Genomic DNA, 19,493 nt, shown 5'->3' with positions numbered 1-19,493 from the left:
TTATCTGCAATACCCTCCATACCTGCCCGGGTGGTGAAATTGGTAGACGCAGGGGACTCAAAATCCCCCGCCGCAAGGCGTGCCGGTTCGATTCCGGCCCCGGGCACCACAATAAAATCAAGCTCTTAAGCTGATTTATTACTTATTCTCCGATCACTCTGTTTTGTTGTTTATACGGTCGATAAATATTTACCGCACCGTAAACGAAACACCACACATTCCGTTCATGTTCGGTTGCTTGGCAACATCCCTAGTGGTTGGTGTCCATCGTCCGGAAGATCAAGAATTTGGAACCATGGCAAATGTGCACTGCTACTGCCAGGATATTCTGATTTTTTCCACAAGGTTCCATCACTTGCAACCGCAAATACTTCAAACGAATTGTGTCCCTCCTTCGGTGGTGCGGCTGCGACGTGAACAATGTTTCTTTTCATAACTCCTCCTATTGGATGAACGCATATCATATCCGGCGAATATGACATTATGTTACTGGGGTAATCCAGCATTGTTGGAAACCTCTGGATTTCAAAACCGACCCTTTACCTGAAACGCAGGAAGTTAAATATCCATCAGCCGGTACGGATTCAGCAGGCGCAAATCGTGTCGTTATCCACCAGGCACACATCTATCTTGTCGTCCCGATGCTCGTACCAATCGCCTGCCGCCAGCAGGATCGCAGCGGTAACTGGTGCTGGCATCGGATTAGGGACAGTTTCCCAATTCAGATAACCAGCAGTGATACCTGTGGCCGCATTGATGTTGTGCCTCACTTCTGTAAGTTCAGGAAATATACTTCTAAATCAAAAAAGTAACTATATTTAACTTTAGAAAGTAAATGTATGGATTTAGATGTTTGCATGCCATATAATAAACAAATTGAAATACCTATCAAACAGTAAGTTTTTTGGCAGTATTGGCGTTTGATAAGCTGGGCTGCAATGGTCCTGGCGTTGCACAAATAAGTGTTGCATTTGATAGTAGTAAAAACTAATGGAATTTCAGAAGGTGGAGTACAAACTTACCCCCCATCAATGAAAAAACTCTGTTCTGAGTATGGTATAGCTGCCGACTAATGGGAAAGTCCATGGAACTAGGTGCGTTAAAAAAACAGCTGCAAGAACACCTCGGCGATGGGCTCGTTCTAATTATTGGTTCTGGGCTGTCCTGTGCAGAAGGAGTTCCCGGAATGACGGCGCTAGGGCATCACCTAGTAACCCATATTCCTGCTAGCCTTTCCCCAGACGACACGCAGCTTTGGGAAAATATCCACCCTCTTATTGAGAAGGAAGGGCTAGAGGCAGCTTTGCTGAAGTATGCTCCCTCGCCATCTCTCGAGGCCGCAATTGTGCAGAGCACCGGCGAGTTCATTGCCACTGCTGAAGCCAATATTATCTCCGACGTTTTTAATAAATCTAAGACGCTTCGACTAACCAAGTTGATTCCGCATTTGTTGCGGTCAGATGCGGGCATACCAATTGTGACTACAAACTATGATCGTCTCGCCGAGCTCGCATGTGAGGAAGCGGGTTTAGGCGTCGACACCATGTTCTGTGGCCATTTTGCGGCGCGGCTTGAACCGGAGAATAGCTATTGGAGTTTTTGCCGTAATGTGAAGTTGGTGGGTAAGAACGTGCGCTACAAATTCGCGATGAAAGCCAATATCTTCAAGCCGCATGGTAGTCTTGATTGGTATCATCGTGAGGGCAGTCCGGTTCGCTACGCAGGAGCGTTACCACTCCCTCGCCTTATCATCACACCAGGGTTGAACAAATTCCGTAGCGGATATGACAGCCCTTTCGACAAACACCGAGAAAAGGGAAATGACGCCATCGATAAGGCGCGCCGCTTCCTCATTATCGGCTACGGTTTCAATGATGATCATTTGGAAACGCATCTCACCCCCCGCATCAAATCAGGTGTGAAAACGGTAATTTTAACTTTCTCGCTCTCTTCTAAAGCACGAGACTTAGCCATAAAGAACAAAAATGTTATAGCTGCTGAGTTTCGCGAAGATGCTGGAACCCCAGGCGCATGCTTCATCGTCAATGGAGCAGAGATATTCTACCCCGGTGTTGATTACTGGGACCTCGATGGATTTGTAAAGGGAGTTTTATCCGTATGACAAGCTCAGCACTCGTATTTACAGAGAATGATCAAATCGGTCGTGTAGCTGGCGTTGACACCAGCCGCGTGGCGATCGATGTCACTAATTCTGAGATGCTTACACGTGTAGGCATCGGACAGCTTATCGCTATCAAGGGTGCGACCCAAGCGGAATTCTTAATTGGAATGACAGATCGCGTTACTCGCTCACTTCGCGAAGAACTTCCTGGTCCTGAAAGTGGTGAATTCGGGACGTTAACGGTCTCGCCGGCTGATCACATGCAGGCTTTCGTCATCGGCACCTATCGGACCGTTGACGGTGACAAGTCGGACACCTTCAAACGCGGCGCTGATAGCTTCCCGCAGATTGATCGTGACTGCTTTGTAATCGAGGGAGGCAACCTACAGCGTTTCATGGGAATCCTGGGAGCAGGATTATCTGACGAGGAACGATTGAAGCTTGGCACCTTCGTGGCAGATCGTAGCGCTGAAGCAATCGCCAGTGGGGATAAGTTCTTCCAGCGACATGCCGCCATTCTTGGAAGTACCGGATCGGGTAAAAGCTGGGCAGTAGCTTTGATTCTTGAACGTGCGGCTAAACTGAATTTCCCTAACATCGTCGTGTTCGATATGCACGGAGAATATGCACCTCTGGCTGACAAGAACAATGGTGGATTTGCACAACGCTTTCGTATCGCGGGTCCCGGCGACCTTTCCGCTCCAAAGGACGACACCCTGTTTCTACCTTACTGGTTGCTAAACCGTGATGAGATGCTGTCGATGATCTTAGATCGAAGCGATCAGAATGCTCCTAACCAAGCTTCCCGTTTCACCCTCCACGTTCGTGATCTTAAGGCCGGCACTCTTGACTCGTCGGACAAAAACAAGGTCAAAGAAACCTTCACCGTGGATTCGCCAATCCCCTATGCTATTTCTGATTTGGTTGTCCGTCTGAAGACGGACAACACGACTAAAGGTGTAGGGAAGAACGGCAGTGCTGTTAAAGGAGATTGGGAGGACAAGCTGACACGCTTTATATCGCGACTGGAGGCGAAACTGGATGATCGCCGTTACGGCTTTATGTTCTCCCCCCCCGCAGCAGCGCTCGATTATGGATGGCTCGCTAAGCAGATCATCAAATTACTAAGAGCCGATCCTGGCAATGGCATCAAAATCATCGACTTCTCCGAGGTTCCAGCCGATGTACTCCCTGTTGTCACCGGAACATTAGCTCGCCTTCTCTATGATGTGCAGTTCTGGATGAGTGCAGATGCGCGCACGCCAGTTACCTTACTGTGTGATGAAGCACATCTCTACTTACCGGTCAAAGATGACGCTGATGCCGTTCAGAGACAGGCACTATGGTCGTTTGAGCGCATTGCGAAGGAAGGGAGAAAGTACGGGTTCTCTATGCTCGTCGTGAGCCAACGACCGTCTGACGTAAGCCGGACAATCCTCTCCCAATGCAACAATTTCTTGGCTCTCAGACTAACGAACGACAGCGACCAGAACGTTATCAAGAGACTGATGCCGGACTCCCTAGTCGGTTTGACGGCTATGCTCCCACTCCTTGATACAGGCGAGGCGCTACTGTTGGGTGATGCGGTGCTTCTTCCAACGCGGATCAAACTTGATCCGCCGCAAGTGAAGCCCGACAGTGCGACGCGAGATTTTTGGCGGGAATGGGGTTCCCTTATGCCTGATGAGAAGTTACTTGAAGCTGCGGTCGAGTGTTTGCGGAGCCAATCACGGACTAACGGATGAGCGCTGGCTAAATAAGTACGATATTTTTTAGGGTATTGATCGACGAATTATTGTTAGTTTTTTGATTTTAATGTGAAGAATAATCTATTTAATAATAGAGTAGCAGTCATCAAAACCTAGCGAGAAGGATCATCAAAATCACCCGAACATTAATTGGGTCGAATGCCGGATGCAATATATTCTCTCTAAATATGACCAATTGTACTAGTCAAATACCCAATATGTTGTTAGTATGCTAGACACCAATTACGCGTTTCGTTGGCTACTGACATTGGTGTCTGCAAGCTGATAATGTCGGGCGTATCGCCAGACTGAAAAGGATTGGCAGCATTTTTGGCGCAAAGACGGTCGCGCGTCCCAGCTCCTCCGCATGTCTGCTCCTCCGCCGGGCCACGCGACCGTCTTCGCGCCATATTTAGGTAGTTGGTATTCGTGCAAAAGACTATAACGAAAATTACGCAGTATATTGATGTCGCAAAAAGTCGAGTTACCCGACCATGGCATCGAATCACGGTCTTCGGGGGCGATATGGGTTCTCGTCCAGAAGGTGGATCGCTCTCGCAACGAGGGGACTTTATTAATTATGTTGCGATTTATCACCCCAAATACAATCCGACCCTAATTACACCGGAGACCTATAAGGATTGGAACCATTACGACGTTTATCAAGATCTGTTGTCATTCGAGGAAGACTTATGCGCGTTCGTTGACGTTATTATAATATTTCTTGAAGGCGTTGGCGCAGTAGGTGAATTCGGCGCATTTCTTAAAACTCATGATACTTCGAAAAAATTAATAATAGTGATTCATGAGGATTATTGGGAGGAGAACTCTTTCATACGTCTTGGTCTGGTACTCAATCTTGAAAACCGATATAAGAATGCGACATTCTCGGTTCCAGGGACCTTAGGTAAAGAAGACGTATTTCAGATTATTGAAGAAGTAGAACTCCGCTTGTCAAAGCAGCCAAAAACTGAAGCACTGGATCTCGCGAACACCCGCCATATCCTTCTAACGATTGCAGATTTCGTCGAACTAATCCAGGTGGCTCGGCTAACAGATATCTCGAATTTTTTGGAAGCATTAGGCGCAACCTTATCTCTTAAAAGACTTCATCAACTGATGTTTGTGTTGGAAAGACTTGAGGTTCTTAAGTTTCGTCGCTCGGGCAATGAATCTTTCTATACATTCCTACACACCGGCGAAAGTTACGTCGAGTATAGCCTAATAGATAAACGCCTAGAGCGTGCTCGAATCAAAAGTCAACTCTTCGAGCAAACAGTAGCAGATCGCAGACGCAAGGCCGCTTACGAGCGCTTTAAAGTCCCGAATATAGGGGTAGAAAAAAATGTCGCTTAAAACTGATCTGCTCCAAGCTCTTCCTTTCACAGAGCACGAATTGACTATGTTAATAGCAACTGCTCCACGCCGCTATAAAGAATACACAATTGAGAAGCGACGGCGACCTGAGCGTAGGAACATTGCCCAACCCACTCCGGAAATAAAAACGTTGCAACGCTGGCTTTCCAAAAACGTTCTTTCAAAATTCCCAATCCACGCCAGTGCAACTGCATACCGAAAAGACGTGGGACTGTCGGCAAATGTTAGCCCCCATTTAGGTAATCGATTTCTTCTTAAAATCGATTTTAAAAATTTCTTTCCTTCTATCGAATCAGATGACTTAGTCGCTTACCTAGAAAAAAAAGCGGAGTTAACAAACGATGACTGCTACATTTTGACACAGATACTTTTTAAGAAAAATGTTGAAAAAGGGAAACTTACACTTGCCGTCGGTGCGCCAAGCTCCCCTCAAGTGTCGAACATTCTGCTGTTTCAATTTGATGAGGCAGTTTCAAACTATTGCTTGGCACATAATATTGCTTACACTCGCTATGCAGACGACCTATCTTTTTCTACGTCCACCCCTGTAATTCTGCGGGATTGCTTAAGCGTCGTAAGAAAAATAATTCAGGATTTACCGTATCCGAAACTAGTCATTAACGAAGAAAAAACGGTAGAAACATCGAAAAAGCGAGGGCGAAGAATAACTGGTTTGACTATAACTAATGATGACACCATCTCCATTGGTCGTCTGCAAAAGAGGAAGCTTCGGGTGCTCATTCATCGTTTTAAGACCGGGAATCTCGATGCTTGTGAGCAAGAGTCGTTACGTGGTTATCTGGCCTTCCTTAATTCTGTGGAGCCAAAACACGTCGAGCGTCTCAAGATATCATTCGGGGTCGATACCTTAGCTTTGCTTCTGTGATTCGGAACAGAACTCAAAACGGCCTTAACAATATCAAAATATAGCAAATTTTATAGTTTTTCCCGGCGGGTAACCTCAATTTATTAAAAGGAAAAAAATGTCGCCCCAATTTCCTCACATGCCGTTGCCACAAGGGCTTACATATGAGTTTCTTGGCACGTTCGCTCGCTCCGAGTACGCTCTAAAATGCGCAGGCTTTGCTCGAGGAAATGCCTCAACTGTAGAAGCCAACTGGGACGAATTTTCTAAGGCGATAGATTGGCATTTCAGGCGAGTGAGCGACACCGAACTCAAAGATGCGGTCAATTTTCTTTTAACAGATCCGCCGCGAAAGCAGATTTTAAAAGAAGGTAGCGTTATATGGAAAGACTCACCCCCTGCCAAGGGCCTGTTAAAAACTCAAAAAACACTACTCATGGTACGTCGAATTAGAAATAATCTATTTCACGGAGCAAAAATTTGGTCTCCTGAATATAGAAATATCGACCGCGACCGCGACATCAGACTTGTGCAAGCGGGTCTGACAGTTCTTAAACGGTGCATTCTAATCAATCAAAAAGTACGCGTTTCGTTTGAGCACGGCGCTTTTTGACTATCTGTCTAAATTCAACGTTGCACCGACAATGGGAACTGCGTTAATAATCGCAAGGATCGCGTATGTTTATTGGTAATAACTCTATGATCAGTTTGAAGTACCGTATTAACTGAACGGCGACCAAAAAACACTAAACATGCCCCCCCTGATTTACACCTCCTAGAGTATTCCTTAAACCAAAAAACTAGGACAGCTGTGTAAAACAGGTCCACAATTGTTTTTATTCTATAAGTGTCGTTGTCGCACACCGGTAGCCGCAAATGTCGGCCCTGGCAGACCATTTGCGGCCTGGAAATATCGGTGCAGTTGGTCTGAGCGAGGTGTCAGAAAAGACTATCCGCCGTGCAGACGCCGCTCTGCGTAAAGCAACGGATGGTAAACAGGGAATTGCAGCAATCCAGACCGAATTCTCGTTAATGACGCGTCATATTGAAGTTGACGGTGTGGATCAAGCGTGCCGAGAGCTCGGTATCCTGCTGGTGGCATACTCGCCCGTTTGCCGAGGGCTGTTGACCACCCCATCTTTCGACCCTCAAGCACTTTCAACATCGGATTTCCGTCGAAACCTGCCACGATTCACTGGGGATAATCTGAAGCATAATCTTCAATTAGTCGAGGTTCTGGCAACAGCAGCCCGGAATGAAGGTGTGACGCCTGCCCAAGTAGCGCTCGCGTGGGTATTGGCACATGGTTATCACGTGGTGCCCATTCCGGGCACGCGCAGCAAAGCGCGTCTTGATGAAAATATGGCTGCGTGCCAGATTACACTCAGCCCGGAGACAATGTCATTGCGGGAAAAGGCTTTCGCGCCACAGGCAGCAGCGGGTTTACGCTATTCAGCGGCTGCGATGCAGGCTTACGGTCTTTCTATCTGAGGCACTATGATTAGGTAAACATTACGTTTGCCAGTCATCGTCATTCTTGCACTGTGCCGAACTTACGGTACAGTGCAGCGACAACCCCTCATCTATTCGTATAATTTCGCCTATACACCTCTTCCCCCATAGCCTGCACCTGCTGCGCGATCTGCGCCCTGAAGGGCGCCAATAAACCGTTGAAACTTTGCTCAGGTTCAAGCAGCGACAGACTACGCGCAATCGCTTCAATGGTGGACACTGCAGCAGGCTGACTCGTCTTGCGTATCCGGTATTCCGACGGCATGCCAGGGGGCAGGCTCAGCCGAGGCAGTGTGTCCAGCACCGGGTTCGCGCCCACTATTTTGCGTGCCTTGCGCCAGGTGCCGTCCGGCACGATTAGCAGCGATGAGGCAGGCTCACCGCAAGAGGAAGTGGAAACGGCAGCAACCTGCGCGCTGCTTGCTTCCCGCTCCGGAAAGAGCAGTAACACGCGGCCCGCTGAGGCAACGATGTCATCCAATTGCGGAAAATGCTCGCCCACCAGCAACCGTGCATTAAGCAGCCCCATCACCGCCAGGCGGGCGGTATTCAGGGGATGGTTCGCTTCATCCGGGTGTTGCAGCACCAGTACCTGCGTGCGGTTAGGAATGCGACTTATATAAGCACACAGGCAATGCGATGCAGGCCGCTGGCAATGCTCGCAACGAGGACGGGGCAGCTTTTTCAACTCAGACATATGCGCCATTATACAAAGCCTAACGCACTGACGAGCGGTTGCCGCCAAGGTCAACTGGCAACCAGCTCCGAAAGACACAGCCCGGCAGGGCTGTTCGGGTTGGCCAGGGCCAATTCGATACTAAGATGGTTCAAGCCTGCCTCTATGCGCAGCTGCACGTCTTGACCCTGGGTTTGCAGCAAGGACGAGAACTGCTGCGCCTGCTTGTGGTAAGGCGCAGTATCGTGTTCGGCAAGCATCAAAATACGTCGGGGTACGTCTAGCTGGCGTGAAGTCAGGGGCGTCCAGGCCGCGGCTTCTGCCTCCGTCATTTTCGCTTCGTGCTTCAGGAAGCTGCCGGGGATCTCGGCCAGGTCATAGATGCCGCTGATCAGCAGCAGGCCGCGTAGCGCGCTAAGCCCTGTGTACTCGTTTTCTTCGGGGCCGATCGCAGCCAGGTAGCTTGCCAGATGCGCCCCAGCTGAGTGGCCGCTGGCTGTGACGCGACTTGGGTCTGCACCCAGCTCAGGCGCCATCGCAACCAAATGCGCCAACGCCGCGCGCACCTGGCTCACAATAGTACCCAGTCTGGTATCTGGCATCAGGTCGTAACCGATAAAGGCCGCAATACCGCCTGCGGCCAGTACCGGCGCCGCGACCAGCCAGTGCTCATGCTTGTTGCCGGCGCGCCAGTACCCGCCGTGAATGAAGGCATGCAGCGGCGCCCCTTTTGCCAGGCCAGGCGGGAAAATAATATCCACCCGTTCGCGTGCGCCGGTGCCATAAGGCACATCGACGCGCGCGTTGGCACCGACGGCAAACGCACGTGACCTTGCGGCGGTTTCGGCGATGAGCTCGTCGAAATTAGGGATGAAATCACGATTGCGATATAAGTCTTTCATAGTTAAAAGTGTACCGCATAATACTTAGGTTCCATGAACTCCAGAATGCCGGTAACGCCGCCTTCACGCCCCAACCCACTTTGCTTGGCTCCACCAAAAGGTGCCGCCGGGTCTGACATCAATCCGCGATTGATCGCAACCATGCCCGCTTCTATGCCCTTACCCACCCGCAACGCGCGTGACAGATCACCTGAATACACATAGGCAGCGAGCCCGTATTCTGTATCGTTGGCCAAGCGGATGGCCTCGGCCTCGGTGTCGAAACAGTAGACAGCGGCCACGGGGCCAAAAATCTCGGTATGCGCAATGCCAGCATCGGTGGGCACGTTATCAATAACCGTAGGCGGATAGAAATAACCGCTACCTGGCAGCGGCTTGCCACCAGTGTGCAATCGTGCGCCCTGCGCGATGGCGCTGGAAACCAGGCGGTCGATCTTCGACACGGCTATTGTTGTGATCATCGGCCCCACCTGAGTCTGGGCGTCGGTACCCGGCCCCACCCGCAGCGCAGCCATGCGCTCGGTCAGCCCGGCGACAAAGGCATCGTGTATGCCCGACTGCACATAAAAACGGTTGGCTGCCGTACAGGCTTCACCCGCATTACGCATTTTAGCGATCATGGCGCCATCCAGAGCCGCTTGCAGATCAGCGTCATCGAACACCAGGAATGGCGCATTGCCACCCAGCTCCATTGAGCACGAAGTAACGGTCTTTGCCGCTTCGGCCAGCAAGGTTCGCCCGACTCCGGTCGAACCGGTAAAAGACAATTTGCGTACCCGTGGGTCAGCCAGCATGGCATTGGTGATGACAGCCGGTTGCATCGTGGTCAGTACATTCACCACCCCTGGCGGTACACCGGCCTGAGCGCCCAGTCTGGCCATGGCATAGGCGGTTAAAGGCGTTTCCGAGGCTGGCTTCAGAATAACGGTGCAGCCCGCCGCCAGAGCGGGTCCGATCTTGCGCGTAGCCATCGCGGCAGGAAAGTTCCAGGGCGTGATCAGGACGGCGATTCCGATGGGGTCATGATCGACAAGAATATGGTTAGCGCCCGACGGAGCATGGCGAAACTCTCCGGAAATACGCACCGCCTCTTCGGCATACCAGCGGAAGAACTCGGCGGCATAGGCGACCTCACCGCGCGCATCGGCGAGCGCCTTGCCGTTTTCCAGAGAAATCAGGCACGCAAGTTCCTCGGCGTGTTCTGTCATCAGCTGGAACCAGCGGCGCAGTATCTCGGCACGCTGGCGGGCCGGGGTTGCGCGCCAGTTTGCGGCAGCACCGTCAGCAGCATCAACGGCTCGCATGGCATCGGCGATTGAAGCGTCAGGCACCTCGGCTATGACCTCTGCGGTCGAGGGATTCACAACCGGAATGCCGGTGCCCGCCTGCCATTGTCCGTCTATGTATAGGCCTTGTGCGTGCAAGGCGGGATCGGCATAGTCCGACCCGGTCATGGTACTGTTTGTCATTTGTTTGAAGTCCTGTCTTACTGGATGAGGCTGGCATCGCCCGAGTAGGCAGCGCTCAGCAGTTTGCGCATGTCGCTGCGATCTAGCGGGCGAGGATTGTTCTGAATAAGGCGCTCTATGCCGCAGGATTGTTCCGCCACCCAATCCAGTTGATCTTCGGCCAACCCAAGTGCGGCCAGCGTGACTGGAATGCCTATACGCGCAAACAGCGCAGAGATCGCGGGTATGACTTGCGCAGCATCTGCAAGGCCCATGGCGCCGGCCATCTGCTGTAATTCCACGCCTATCTTGGGACGATTCCATTCCATAACCCAAGGCATCAGACACGCCACCCCCGCACCATGTGCAGTGTGGGTCACCGCGCCCACCGGATATTGGATGGCATGGGCGGCCGCGGTTCCGGCAACGCCAAAGGCCAGCCCCGCAAAGGTCGCCCCTTGCATGACCTGAGCCCGAGCCTCCAGGTTGTTCCCGTCGGTATAGGCCGCCTCTAATCCCTGCCACAACAGCGATATGGCTATCAGCGCAAACTGGTCGGACAGATCATTTTTGCCGACGAATACGCGTTCCTGCGTTAATCCGGGCGTGACCGGACGCCGGGTGGCAGTAAAGGCCTCGATCGCATGCGTCAGTGCGTCGGCGCCGGCGATGGCAGTCAGTCCTGGCGGACAGGTTAAGGTAAGCTCAGGATCGCAAATCGCCACTGTGGGAATCAGCTCTGGGCTTGATATACCAACCTTCAGGCTGCGCTGGAGATCCGACAGGACAGCTACCGGCGTAACTTCAGAGCCGGTTCCCGCCGTGGTCGGAATGGCAATCAAAGGCAGAACGGGGCCGGGCACTTTCAATTCGCCGTAGTAGTCCTCGGGCTGCCCGCCATGGCTCAGTAGCAATGCCAGGCATTTGGCCATATCCAGGCACGAGCCACCACCCACCCCGATAACCATGTCGGGAGCGAAGTCGCGGGCTGCGTCGGCCGCCAGCACTGTGCTTTCAGCGGGTACATCTGCCAGGGTTCCACTTTCAATTCGCACTGCCAGGCCGTTCTTTTCAAGATCGACAATAAGGGACTGAAAGTGCGCATCGCCGGCCAGGCGTTGATCGGTCACGACCAGCGCGCGCTGGCCCAGTCTTTTGGCCACCAACCCCAGCACCTTGCGTTGACCGGCCCCCGCGATAAGCTCGCGAGGCGACCGGATGGTCCCAAAGTAATTCATTGTTCCTCTCCCATTGTTTTTGGTATTTCGCCGCTCAGGCGCGAACGCCGAACCAACATGACCACCATGACGGCTTTCTCTTTAGTCATTGATATAAACCACGAAAAATTAATCGCAGTAATTCCGCAAAAAAATCATATCGTATATGATATTGTATTTGACATTTGATATGTTATTTGCCATGATTAGGGTGTGTCAAGAACTACTTTACGAACAGGTATCCGCAAAATGGCAGCACAATTGGAAAAACAGCATCGCTTATCTCTACGCCCGACCAGTGTGGTAGACGGTGTGTACGACGTCATCTACGAACAACTGATGTCACTCACAATTGCACCGGGTGCGCGCATTCCCATTGATGTGCTCGCACGCGACCTGAATGTTTCCCAGACACCGATCCGCGAAGCGCTTTCTCGGCTTGAGCGCGAAGGCTTGGTACATAAGGCACATCTCATCGGTTATAGCGCCGCCGCCCAACTGAATCGCAAGCAGTTCGAAGATTTGTTCAACTTTCGTCTGCTTATCGAACCCGAAGGAGCTCGATTGGCTGCCTTGAACATGACTCCTGACAGCCTCAAACATATTGAAGAGATCGCAGCCGACATGGCACACGGTGCAACACCGGTAGACCGCACCAGTCGTTATTCACGCTTTGCCCGGACCGATGCCCATTTTCATGACGAAATCCTGCAGATTGCAGGCAATGAAGTGATCCGCTCAACGCTATTTAACCAGCATGTACACCTGCACCTATTCCGCCTGATGTTCCACAGTCGCGTTACCCAGGAAGCATTGGAAGAACACGAAGACCTGATGGCAGCCTTTCGTGAAGGTAACGCCGCCGCTGCAGAAGCGGCAATGCGCAAGCATATCGAGCGCTCCCGCGAGCGCCTGAGGCCGGCTTTCGAATGACCCTAAACACCGCCCTTGCCTCCTCTATGGCGCCGCCAGCGGACATGAGTGTGTCAGCGCAGCCAACGCTGGTCACCTCGGCCTTGTCCAAGGCCTATGGCCTCATCACAGTGCTGTCTGCGATTACGCTCGACATCCACGCCGGTAAAGTCCACGCGATCATCGGAGAGAACGGCGCGGGAAAATCAACACTCATGAAGCTGCTGTCGGGCTATATCAGTCCAACAGAGGGCCGCCTGCTGCTTGATGGGCAACCCATTCAATTTACCAATGCCGCAGCGGCAGAGGCCGCAGGTGTGGTGCTGGTCCATCAGGAAATTCTGCTGGCTGACGACCTCACCGTCGCCGAAAACCTCTTCCTGGGCCGCGAACTCACACACGGCATTATGGTCGATGATCGTGCAATGCACCGCCGCACCGCCGAAGTCCTGAGCTCCATCGGAGCACATTGTGACCCACGCGACCTGGTAGGCGATCTTCCGCTGGCACAGCGGCAATTGGTGCAAATCGCAAGAGCGTTGCTTGAGCCGCGCAAGGTCGTGATCTTCGACGAACCTACCGCCGTTCTGGCCAATGACGAGGTGGCTGCATTACTGAATGTGGTCCGTGGGCTGAAGGCGCAAGGGGTGGCCGTCTTATATATTTCACATCGCCTGGACGAGGTCAAAGCGCTGGCTGATCAAATTTCCGTGCTGCGCGATGGAAGGATGATAGGCACCTGGCCGGCCGCCGAACTGTCCCAACGCAAGATGGCCGAACTCATGGTCGGACGTCAACTGGACGTGCTGTATCCACCGAAGCGTCCGCAACCGTCAGGCGACCCGCTGCTGGTCGTCGAACAACTGTCCGTGGATCACAACGCGGTGCAGGCCAGCCTGACAGTCAGGCCCGGCGAGATACTGGGCATAGGCGGCATGATCGGTTCCGGTAGAACCGAGCTCTTCGAGGGGCTGATGGGTCTGCGCCCGGCCCATGCACATCGCATCGAACTGAACGGACATCTCATTGGGCAACGCTCAGTTGGCACCTGGCAGGAACATGGCCTGGTTTACCTGACCGAAGATCGCAAAGGCAAAGGCCTGCTGCTCGAAGAGCCACTGGCGCCAAACCTGACACTTCAGGCGCTGGACCAGATTCACCCACGTCTTGCGCTGAATCATCGCCAAGAGGCCGCAGCGCTGCAAAAAGTCGTCAGCGAATATGACATCCGCGTCGGCTCGGTGCATCTGGATGTCGGTCAGCTGTCCGGAGGCAATCAACAAAAACTGCTGCTGGCAAAAATATTGATGACCAATCCGTCGGTCGTCATCATCGACGAACCGACTCGCGGCATCGACATAGGCAACAAGAGTCAAATATACGACTTCATAGATCAGCTGGTTCGATCAGGTAAAGCCTGCATCGTGATTTCGTCAGAACTGCCCGAGCTGGTCGGCCTAGCCGACCGGGTGCTGGTCATGCGTGGAGGACGCATCGTGGCTGAGCTGACAGGAAAACAAATAACAGAACAAAACGTCGTCTATGCGGCCACAAGTGCAGAGGCGCTTGCTACCGGCTTGCATGAGCAAGATCAGCGGACGACAAACGAAGGAGACAAACCTGATGACAAGTGCGACCACGACTATCGCGACAGTTGAAGCACCCCGGCGCATCCGCTGGGCCACCATGGGGCCTTTCATTGCGCTAGGCATTGTGCTACTGGTCGGCACAATGCTGAACCCCAACTTTGCCACGGCAACCAACTTAGCTAACGTTGTGACCCGTTCAGCCTTCATCGCCATTATCGCGGTGGGCGCAACCTTCGTGATCTCGTCGCGCTGCCTGGATCTGTCCGTCGGCTCCATGATGGCCTTCGTGACCGGAATCATGATTCTGACCATGAACCATCTTCAGCCTTCCATGGGTGCGAACGCAATCTTGGTCGGCGCCGTCGTGGGTCTGTTGGTTGGGGCCACCTGCGGCCTGTTGAACGGGCTGATCGTTACTGTAGGCAAAATCGAGCCCTTTATTGCCACACTGGGCACAATGGGCATTTATCGTGCATTGATCACCTGGATGTCTAACGGCGGATCTATTCCTATGGACCGCGCGCTACGCGAACCTTATCGTCCGGTCTATTTCGGCGATGTACTAGGCCTGCCCATTCCAGTGGCCGTTACCTTGGCCGTCGCCCTGGTCGGTGCCTTCATCCTGTACCGCACCAAATACGGACGCCGTTGCACAGCAACCGGCTCCAATGCCGAGGTGGCCCGTTTCTCGGGTATCTCGGTCACCAAGATTCGCACCATGGCCTTTGTTATTCAGGGCCTTTGCGTAGCAATTGCGGCAATCTGCTATATCCCCCGCCTTGGCGCGGCCACCCCAACCACAGGCCAGCTTTGGGAACTGCAGGTAATCACCGCCGTTGTGATTGGTGGCACGTTGCTGCGCGGCGGCAAGGCCCGGATCTGGGGCACCATCGCTGGTGCGCTGATGCTGGAAGTCATTGCCAACCTCATGGTGCTGTCCAACGTGGTTTCTGAATACCTTGTTGCAGCGGTGCAAGGGGTCATCATCATTCTTGCCATGCTGGCACATCGATTTATCAAGTAACCGCCACCAAAGAGCGGAGTAGTTTTACAAAATAGAAAAATGACGACCATCATCTAGGAGACAGAAATGACGTCTATAACAAAACGGACACTTGGCTGGCTATCTGCAGCCACCCTTATCGCGGTCACCAGCACCAACGCCTTGGCGCAAGATAAAAAAACTATTGCCGTATCCATTCCCGCCGCCACCCACGGCTGGACAGGGGGTGTGGTCTATCATGCCGAACAGGCGGCAAAGGAAATCAAGGCGGCATTTCCTAATATTGACGTCGTGGTCAAAACCTCGCCGTCAGCCACAGCCCAGGTATCGGCGCTGGAAGACCTTTCGGCCGGGCGCAAGCTGGATGCCTTGGTCATCCTGCCCTTCACCTCCGAAGAACTGACCGGCCCTGTCGAGCAGGTCAAGGCAGGCGGCACCTTTATCGCGGTGGTTGATCGCGGGCTGACAGACTCATCCATACCTGACCTGTATGTCGCCGGCGACAATATTGCCGTCGGCGCCAATACCGCGACATGGCTGGCTGATAAGCTTGGCAAAAAGGGGAATATTGTTGTACTGCGCGGCATACCAACCGTCATTGACGATGAGCGTATCAAAGGCTTCACAGATGTCATAAAAGGCACGGACATCAAGATCCTCGATATTCAGTATGCCAATTGGAATCAGGATCAGGCCTTTTCCCTGATGCAGGATTATCTGGCCAAATATCCGAAGATCGATGCCGTCTGGGCCAATGATGACGACATGCTGCTGGGCGTCAGGCAGGCCATCAAAGAGTCTGGCCGAACCGAAATCAAATACGCACTGGGCGGCAACGGTATGAAAGACGTGATTGAACTGGTCAAGGCCAAGAACGCCATGACGCCGATCTCGACCCCTTACCCGCCCTCGATGATCAAGTCGGCCATTTACATGACGGCTGCGCAATTCACCGGGCAAGCACCCATGCGTGGCAGCTTTAAACTGGACGCGCCACTGATCACACCCGAGAATGCCGATCAGTTCTATTTCCCCGACAGCCCATTTTAATGAAATTCGATCGGGTCACGACCCGATCACCTTAACAACCAGGAGGACAACATGAGTGGCAAGAAGATCCTTATGCTCTGCGGTGAATTCACCGAAGAATATGAAATTTTTGTGTTTCAACAAGGTATGGAAGCAGTAGGTCATACCGTTCATGTCATCTGCCCCGACAAAAAGGCCGGCGAGATGATCCAGACCTCATTACACGATTTTGAAGGACATCAAACGTATATCGAGCGGTTCGGACATCTGGCCGAGATCAACAAAACCTTCTCGGAAGTGAACCTTGACGACTACGATGCGGTGTACTGCGCCGGCGGACGCGGACCGGAATATATCCGTACCGACAAACGCATCCAGGCCATGGTGCGCCACTTTCACGAACAGCAAAAACCCATTTTCACCATATGCCACGGCGTGCAGATTCTTGTGGCCGTAGACGGCGTAGTACGTGGTAAAAAAGTGGCCGCGCTGGGCGCCTGCGAACCCGAAGTCATTCTGGCTGGTGGCACCTACATAGACGTCAAGCCGCACGAAGCCTATGTTGACGGCACCATGGTGTCGGCAAAAGGATGGACCGGCCTGGCCGCGTTCATGCGCGAATGCATGAAGGTACTTGGAACGACCATCACCCATTCGTAAATCCGAAAACGCAGACCAGGCGTTTCACAAGCCCCGTCTCATCTGACGGGGCTTGCTTCATTTGGGTAGGGCGCACTAGCCGCCTGTCCAAGCCCTTTCGGCTTGCACAACGGACGTCATTTCCGTGACGCTGAGTTCAACCTTATCGCCGGCACGGTGGGCGAGCCCTGATTGAATTTCGTGCCATTTTTTAACCACGGTTCCCGAACTCATTGATATCATGGCCAGATCGTCCACTTCAAAGTAGCGCCAGACCCCCATGTCCACTCTATCCTCGTTCCATCCCCGCAATCGCCATCAGGGCCGCTACGATTTCACAGAGTTGATCAAAGGCATGCCGGAACTCGGCGCCTTCGTCCGGGCCAATCCCTATGGCGATCAAAGCATCGATTTTGCCAATCGCGCCGCGGTCCAGGCGCTCAACGCCGCCCTGCTCAAAACCTGGTACGGTGTGGCTCACTGGGATATCCCGGAAGGCTATTTATGCCCCCCCATTCCGGGTCGGGGCGATTATGTGCACCATCTGGCCGACCTGCTGGCAGAACGCAATGCAGGCGTCATACCCCGCGGTCCGGCGGTGCATGTGCTGGACATCGGCACAGGCGCCAGCGCGATCTATCCGATAATCGGCCATTTCGACTATGGATGGCGCTTTACGGCATCGGACATCGATCCTGGTGCCGTCAAATCAGCACAAGCGATTATCCAGGCCAATCCAGGCATCAGGGACGTAGCCGAAGTACGCCGGCAGAACTCGCCAGCCCATATATTCAAAGGCCTGGTCGGCGTGAATGATCGCTTTGACCTGACACTATGCAACCCCCCCTTCTATGGCTCATCGGAAGAGGCGGCAAACAATTCGGAACGCAAATGGCGCGGTTTGGGCCGAGCGGGGGCCCGGTACAAGCGCCCATTGCTTAATTTTGGCGGTCGCGATAGCGAGCTATGGTGCGAAGGCGGCGAAGTCCTGTTCATAAACCGCATGGCTGAAGAAAGCACCACCGTCCAGAAACAGGTGCTTTGGTTCTCCACCCTGGTCTCGAAAGAATCAAACCTGCCCGAGGTCTATCGCAGTATCAAAGACGCCGGCGCACTCGATGTGCGCACAGTCGACATGGCGCAAGGCCAGAAAAAAAGCCGCTTCGTCGCCTGGACCTTCTTGAACCGTGCGGATCAAGAAGCATGGCACAGCAGACGCGAAGCGAATGCTATACGCAACGGCTAGCCGCAGCTGACACTGATAACTATATCATTGTCATCGACCCGCAAATCCAGACGCTGCGGGTTGTATTCAGGGGGCAAATGCCAACACTGAGTGAGCCCGGCGTATGGACGCAGATCATCGAGACCGTATCCCTGGCTTTCCAAAAGGACCCGCCGCAAGGCGGGTCGGGTCGGCTCGATTTCGGCTACGTGCACCACAAGAAAAATTAGGCAGTTGGCGAGAAAACCACCTGCGCTGTTTTATTCGATCTCGATACCCGCATCGTCAATGATTTTGCGCCACTTGGCACTGTCTTTCTGCACAAGCGCGGTCAACGTTTCTGGCGTGCTGGATACGAATTCGACACCTTGAGGCTCAAACTTCTTGTTCAGTTCCGGGTTATCAATGACCTTGGCAACAGCCTTGTTCAGCTTTTGAATGATTTGCTCAGGTGTACCTTTCTTGGCGAAAATGCCGTACCAGGTTGTATATTCAAGGTTAGGCAGGCCGGCTTGGGAAATCACCGGCAACTTGTAAGTTTCAGAACCTGAACTGGCAGAACTCATGCCTATGGGTGTGACAGCCCCCTTGTCTATCATCGGCTTCAAAGATGGCATGCTACTGAACAGCGCGTGGATCTGGCCTGCCCCAAGATCAATGACCGCCTTTGACGTCCCGCGGTACGGCACATGCGCAACGTCAACACCTGCCTGATTCTTGAACATCTCGATTGCAAGGTGAGCAACACCACCTACTCCTGCCGATCCAAAATTGACCTTGCCAGGATTTGCCTTGGCATAATCGATAAGTTCCTGGACAGAAGTAACGGGAATCGATTTACTAACCACCAGTACATGGGGACTTTGCGTAACCTGACTTACCGGAGCAAGCAGTTCGAGCACATCTTTGCCTTTCATTGACTTGGACGGGATCGTCATGTTTCCCGAGGCCGGCATGAGCAAGGTATAGCCATCGGCAGGTGCTCCGAGCAATTGGTTAAGCGCGGGCACGCCATGGCCGCCTCCGGAATTAACGACGACTACAGTCTGGCCTAACTCCTGGCTCAGCGACTGTGCAACTTCACGCCCAACCATATCAGCCGGGCCGCCGGCCGAAAACGGAATAATCATCCGGATCGGCCGGTCGGGATAGCTGGCCTGGGCAAGCGCGCCAACAGAGGCAAAAGAAAAAGCCGCAGCCACGATTATCTTGGGTAATTTGAACATAAC

General features: G+C 52.9%; 19 protein-coding genes and 1 tRNA gene. 14 read left to right on the top strand and 6 right to left on the bottom strand.

The genetic code is table 11. The features are described from left to right. Nucleotides 1-24: 24 nt before the first annotated feature. Nucleotides 25-109: transfer RNA gene (locus INT32_RS13175), tRNA-Leu, on the top strand. Nucleotides 110-224: 115 nt separating this feature from the next. Here the strand turns inward: INT32_RS13175 and INT32_RS13170 are convergent. Next, nucleotides 225-434 (bottom strand): hypothetical protein, encoded by a 210-nt coding sequence (locus INT32_RS13170; RefSeq protein ID WP_193089192.1) that lies wholly within the window; start codon nt 432-434, stop codon nt 225-227. Nucleotides 435-1,084: 650 nt separating this feature from the next. Here INT32_RS13170 and INT32_RS13165 point away from each other — a divergent pair. From INT32_RS13165 to INT32_RS13140, 6 genes are all read left to right on the top strand, one after another. Further along, nucleotides 1,085-2,122, top strand: coding sequence for an SIR2 family protein (locus INT32_RS13165; RefSeq protein ID WP_193089191.1), 1,038 nt, complete (start codon nt 1,085-1,087; stop codon nt 2,120-2,122). Further along, nucleotides 2,119-3,867, top strand: a complete 1,749-nt coding sequence (locus INT32_RS13160; protein ID WP_193089190.1) for an ATP-binding protein — start codon at nt 2,119-2,121, stop codon at nt 3,865-3,867. Before INT32_RS13165 ends, INT32_RS13160 begins: the two co-directional genes overlap by 4 nt. A gap of 432 nt (nt 3,868-4,299) precedes the next feature. Further along, nucleotides 4,300-5,226: a retron St85 family effector protein gene (locus INT32_RS13155; RefSeq protein ID WP_370540228.1), complete on the top strand. Its 927-nt coding sequence runs from the start codon at nt 4,300-4,302 to the stop codon at nt 5,224-5,226. Beyond that, nucleotides 5,216-6,133 (top strand): retron St85 family RNA-directed DNA polymerase, encoded by a 918-nt coding sequence (locus INT32_RS13150; protein WP_193089188.1) that lies wholly within the window; start codon nt 5,216-5,218, stop codon nt 6,131-6,133. Before INT32_RS13155 ends, INT32_RS13150 begins: the two co-directional genes overlap by 11 nt. A gap of 97 nt (nt 6,134-6,230) precedes the next feature. After that, nucleotides 6,231-6,725, top strand: a complete 495-nt coding sequence (locus INT32_RS13145; RefSeq protein WP_193089187.1) for a hypothetical protein — start codon at nt 6,231-6,233, stop codon at nt 6,723-6,725. Nucleotides 6,726-6,988: 263 nt separating this feature from the next. Continuing rightward, complete coding sequence (locus INT32_RS13140) at nt 6,989-7,603, top strand: aldo/keto reductase (RefSeq protein WP_193089186.1); 615 nt, start codon at nt 6,989-6,991, stop codon at nt 7,601-7,603. Nucleotides 7,604-7,691: 88 nt separating this feature from the next. Here INT32_RS13140 and INT32_RS13135 read toward each other — a convergent pair whose 3' ends face one another. The 4 genes from INT32_RS13135 to INT32_RS13120 form a co-directional block, all read right to left on the bottom strand. Further along, nucleotides 7,692-8,303: a tRNA-uridine aminocarboxypropyltransferase gene (locus tag INT32_RS13135; RefSeq protein WP_193089263.1), complete on the bottom strand. Its 612-nt coding sequence runs from the start codon at nt 8,301-8,303 to the stop codon at nt 7,692-7,694. 68 nt (nt 8,304-8,371) lie between these two features. Further along, nucleotides 8,372-9,202, bottom strand: a complete 831-nt coding sequence (locus INT32_RS13130) for an alpha/beta hydrolase (RefSeq protein ID WP_193089185.1) — start codon at nt 9,200-9,202, stop codon at nt 8,372-8,374. A gap of 2 nt (nt 9,203-9,204) precedes the next feature. Next, nucleotides 9,205-10,671, bottom strand: coding sequence for an NAD-dependent succinate-semialdehyde dehydrogenase (locus tag INT32_RS13125; protein WP_193089184.1), 1,467 nt, complete (start codon nt 10,669-10,671; stop codon nt 9,205-9,207). A gap of 17 nt (nt 10,672-10,688) precedes the next feature. Further along, nucleotides 10,689-11,888 (bottom strand): iron-containing alcohol dehydrogenase, encoded by a 1,200-nt coding sequence (locus INT32_RS13120; RefSeq protein WP_193089183.1) that lies wholly within the window; start codon nt 11,886-11,888, stop codon nt 10,689-10,691. Nucleotides 11,889-12,116: 228 nt separating this feature from the next. Between INT32_RS13120 and INT32_RS13115 the strand changes: the two genes are divergently transcribed. The 7 genes from INT32_RS13115 to INT32_RS13085 all read left to right on the top strand — a co-directional run bounded on the left by INT32_RS13115 (nt 12,117) and on the right by INT32_RS13085 (nt 18,494). After that, the gene (locus tag INT32_RS13115) at nt 12,117-12,800 is read left to right on the top strand and encodes a GntR family transcriptional regulator (protein WP_193089182.1); all 684 of its coding nucleotides are present in this window, start codon (nt 12,117-12,119) and stop codon (nt 12,798-12,800) included. Continuing rightward, nucleotides 12,797-14,437 carry a sugar ABC transporter ATP-binding protein gene (locus INT32_RS13110; RefSeq protein WP_193089181.1) on the top strand — a complete coding sequence of 547 codons (1,641 nt, stop codon included), beginning with the start codon at nt 12,797-12,799 and terminating at the stop codon, nt 14,435-14,437. Before INT32_RS13115 ends, INT32_RS13110 begins: the two co-directional genes overlap by 4 nt. Continuing rightward, nucleotides 14,403-15,392 carry an ABC transporter permease gene (locus tag INT32_RS13105; RefSeq protein WP_193089180.1) on the top strand — a complete coding sequence of 330 codons (990 nt, stop codon included), beginning with the start codon at nt 14,403-14,405 and terminating at the stop codon, nt 15,390-15,392. The genes INT32_RS13110 and INT32_RS13105 overlap by 35 nt, the downstream gene beginning before the upstream one ends. Before the next feature lie 66 nt (nt 15,393-15,458). Continuing rightward, entirely contained in the window at nt 15,459-16,421 is a 963-nt protein-coding gene (locus tag INT32_RS13100) for a substrate-binding domain-containing protein (protein ID WP_193089179.1), read from the top strand. A gap of 51 nt (nt 16,422-16,472) precedes the next feature. Further along, entirely contained in the window at nt 16,473-17,060 is a 588-nt protein-coding gene (locus tag INT32_RS13095) for a DJ-1/PfpI family protein (RefSeq protein ID WP_128396629.1), read from the top strand. Nucleotides 17,061-17,319: 259 nt separating this feature from the next. Continuing rightward, on the top strand, nt 17,320-18,285 hold the full coding sequence (rlmF, locus tag INT32_RS13090) for a 23S rRNA (adenine(1618)-N(6))-methyltransferase RlmF (RefSeq protein WP_193089178.1): 966 nt from the start codon (nt 17,320-17,322) through the stop codon (nt 18,283-18,285). Beyond that, nucleotides 18,243-18,494, top strand: a complete 252-nt coding sequence (locus INT32_RS13085) for a hypothetical protein (RefSeq protein WP_193089177.1) — start codon at nt 18,243-18,245, stop codon at nt 18,492-18,494. Before rlmF ends, INT32_RS13085 begins: the two co-directional genes overlap by 43 nt. A gap of 30 nt (nt 18,495-18,524) precedes the next feature. Here INT32_RS13085 and INT32_RS13080 read toward each other — a convergent pair whose 3' ends face one another. After that, on the bottom strand, nt 18,525-19,490 hold the full coding sequence (locus INT32_RS13080; RefSeq protein ID WP_193089176.1) for a tripartite tricarboxylate transporter substrate binding protein: 966 nt from the start codon (nt 19,488-19,490) through the stop codon (nt 18,525-18,527). Nucleotides 19,491-19,493 lie beyond the last annotated feature (3 nt).

Origin of the sequence: Advenella sp. FME57 (assembly GCF_014897675.1) — a bacterium.
Taxonomy (GTDB): domain Bacteria; phylum Pseudomonadota; class Gammaproteobacteria; order Burkholderiales; family Burkholderiaceae_B; genus Advenella.
Note: the sequence above shows the minus strand (reverse complement) of the source record. Positions and strands in the feature narration are given on the sequence as shown.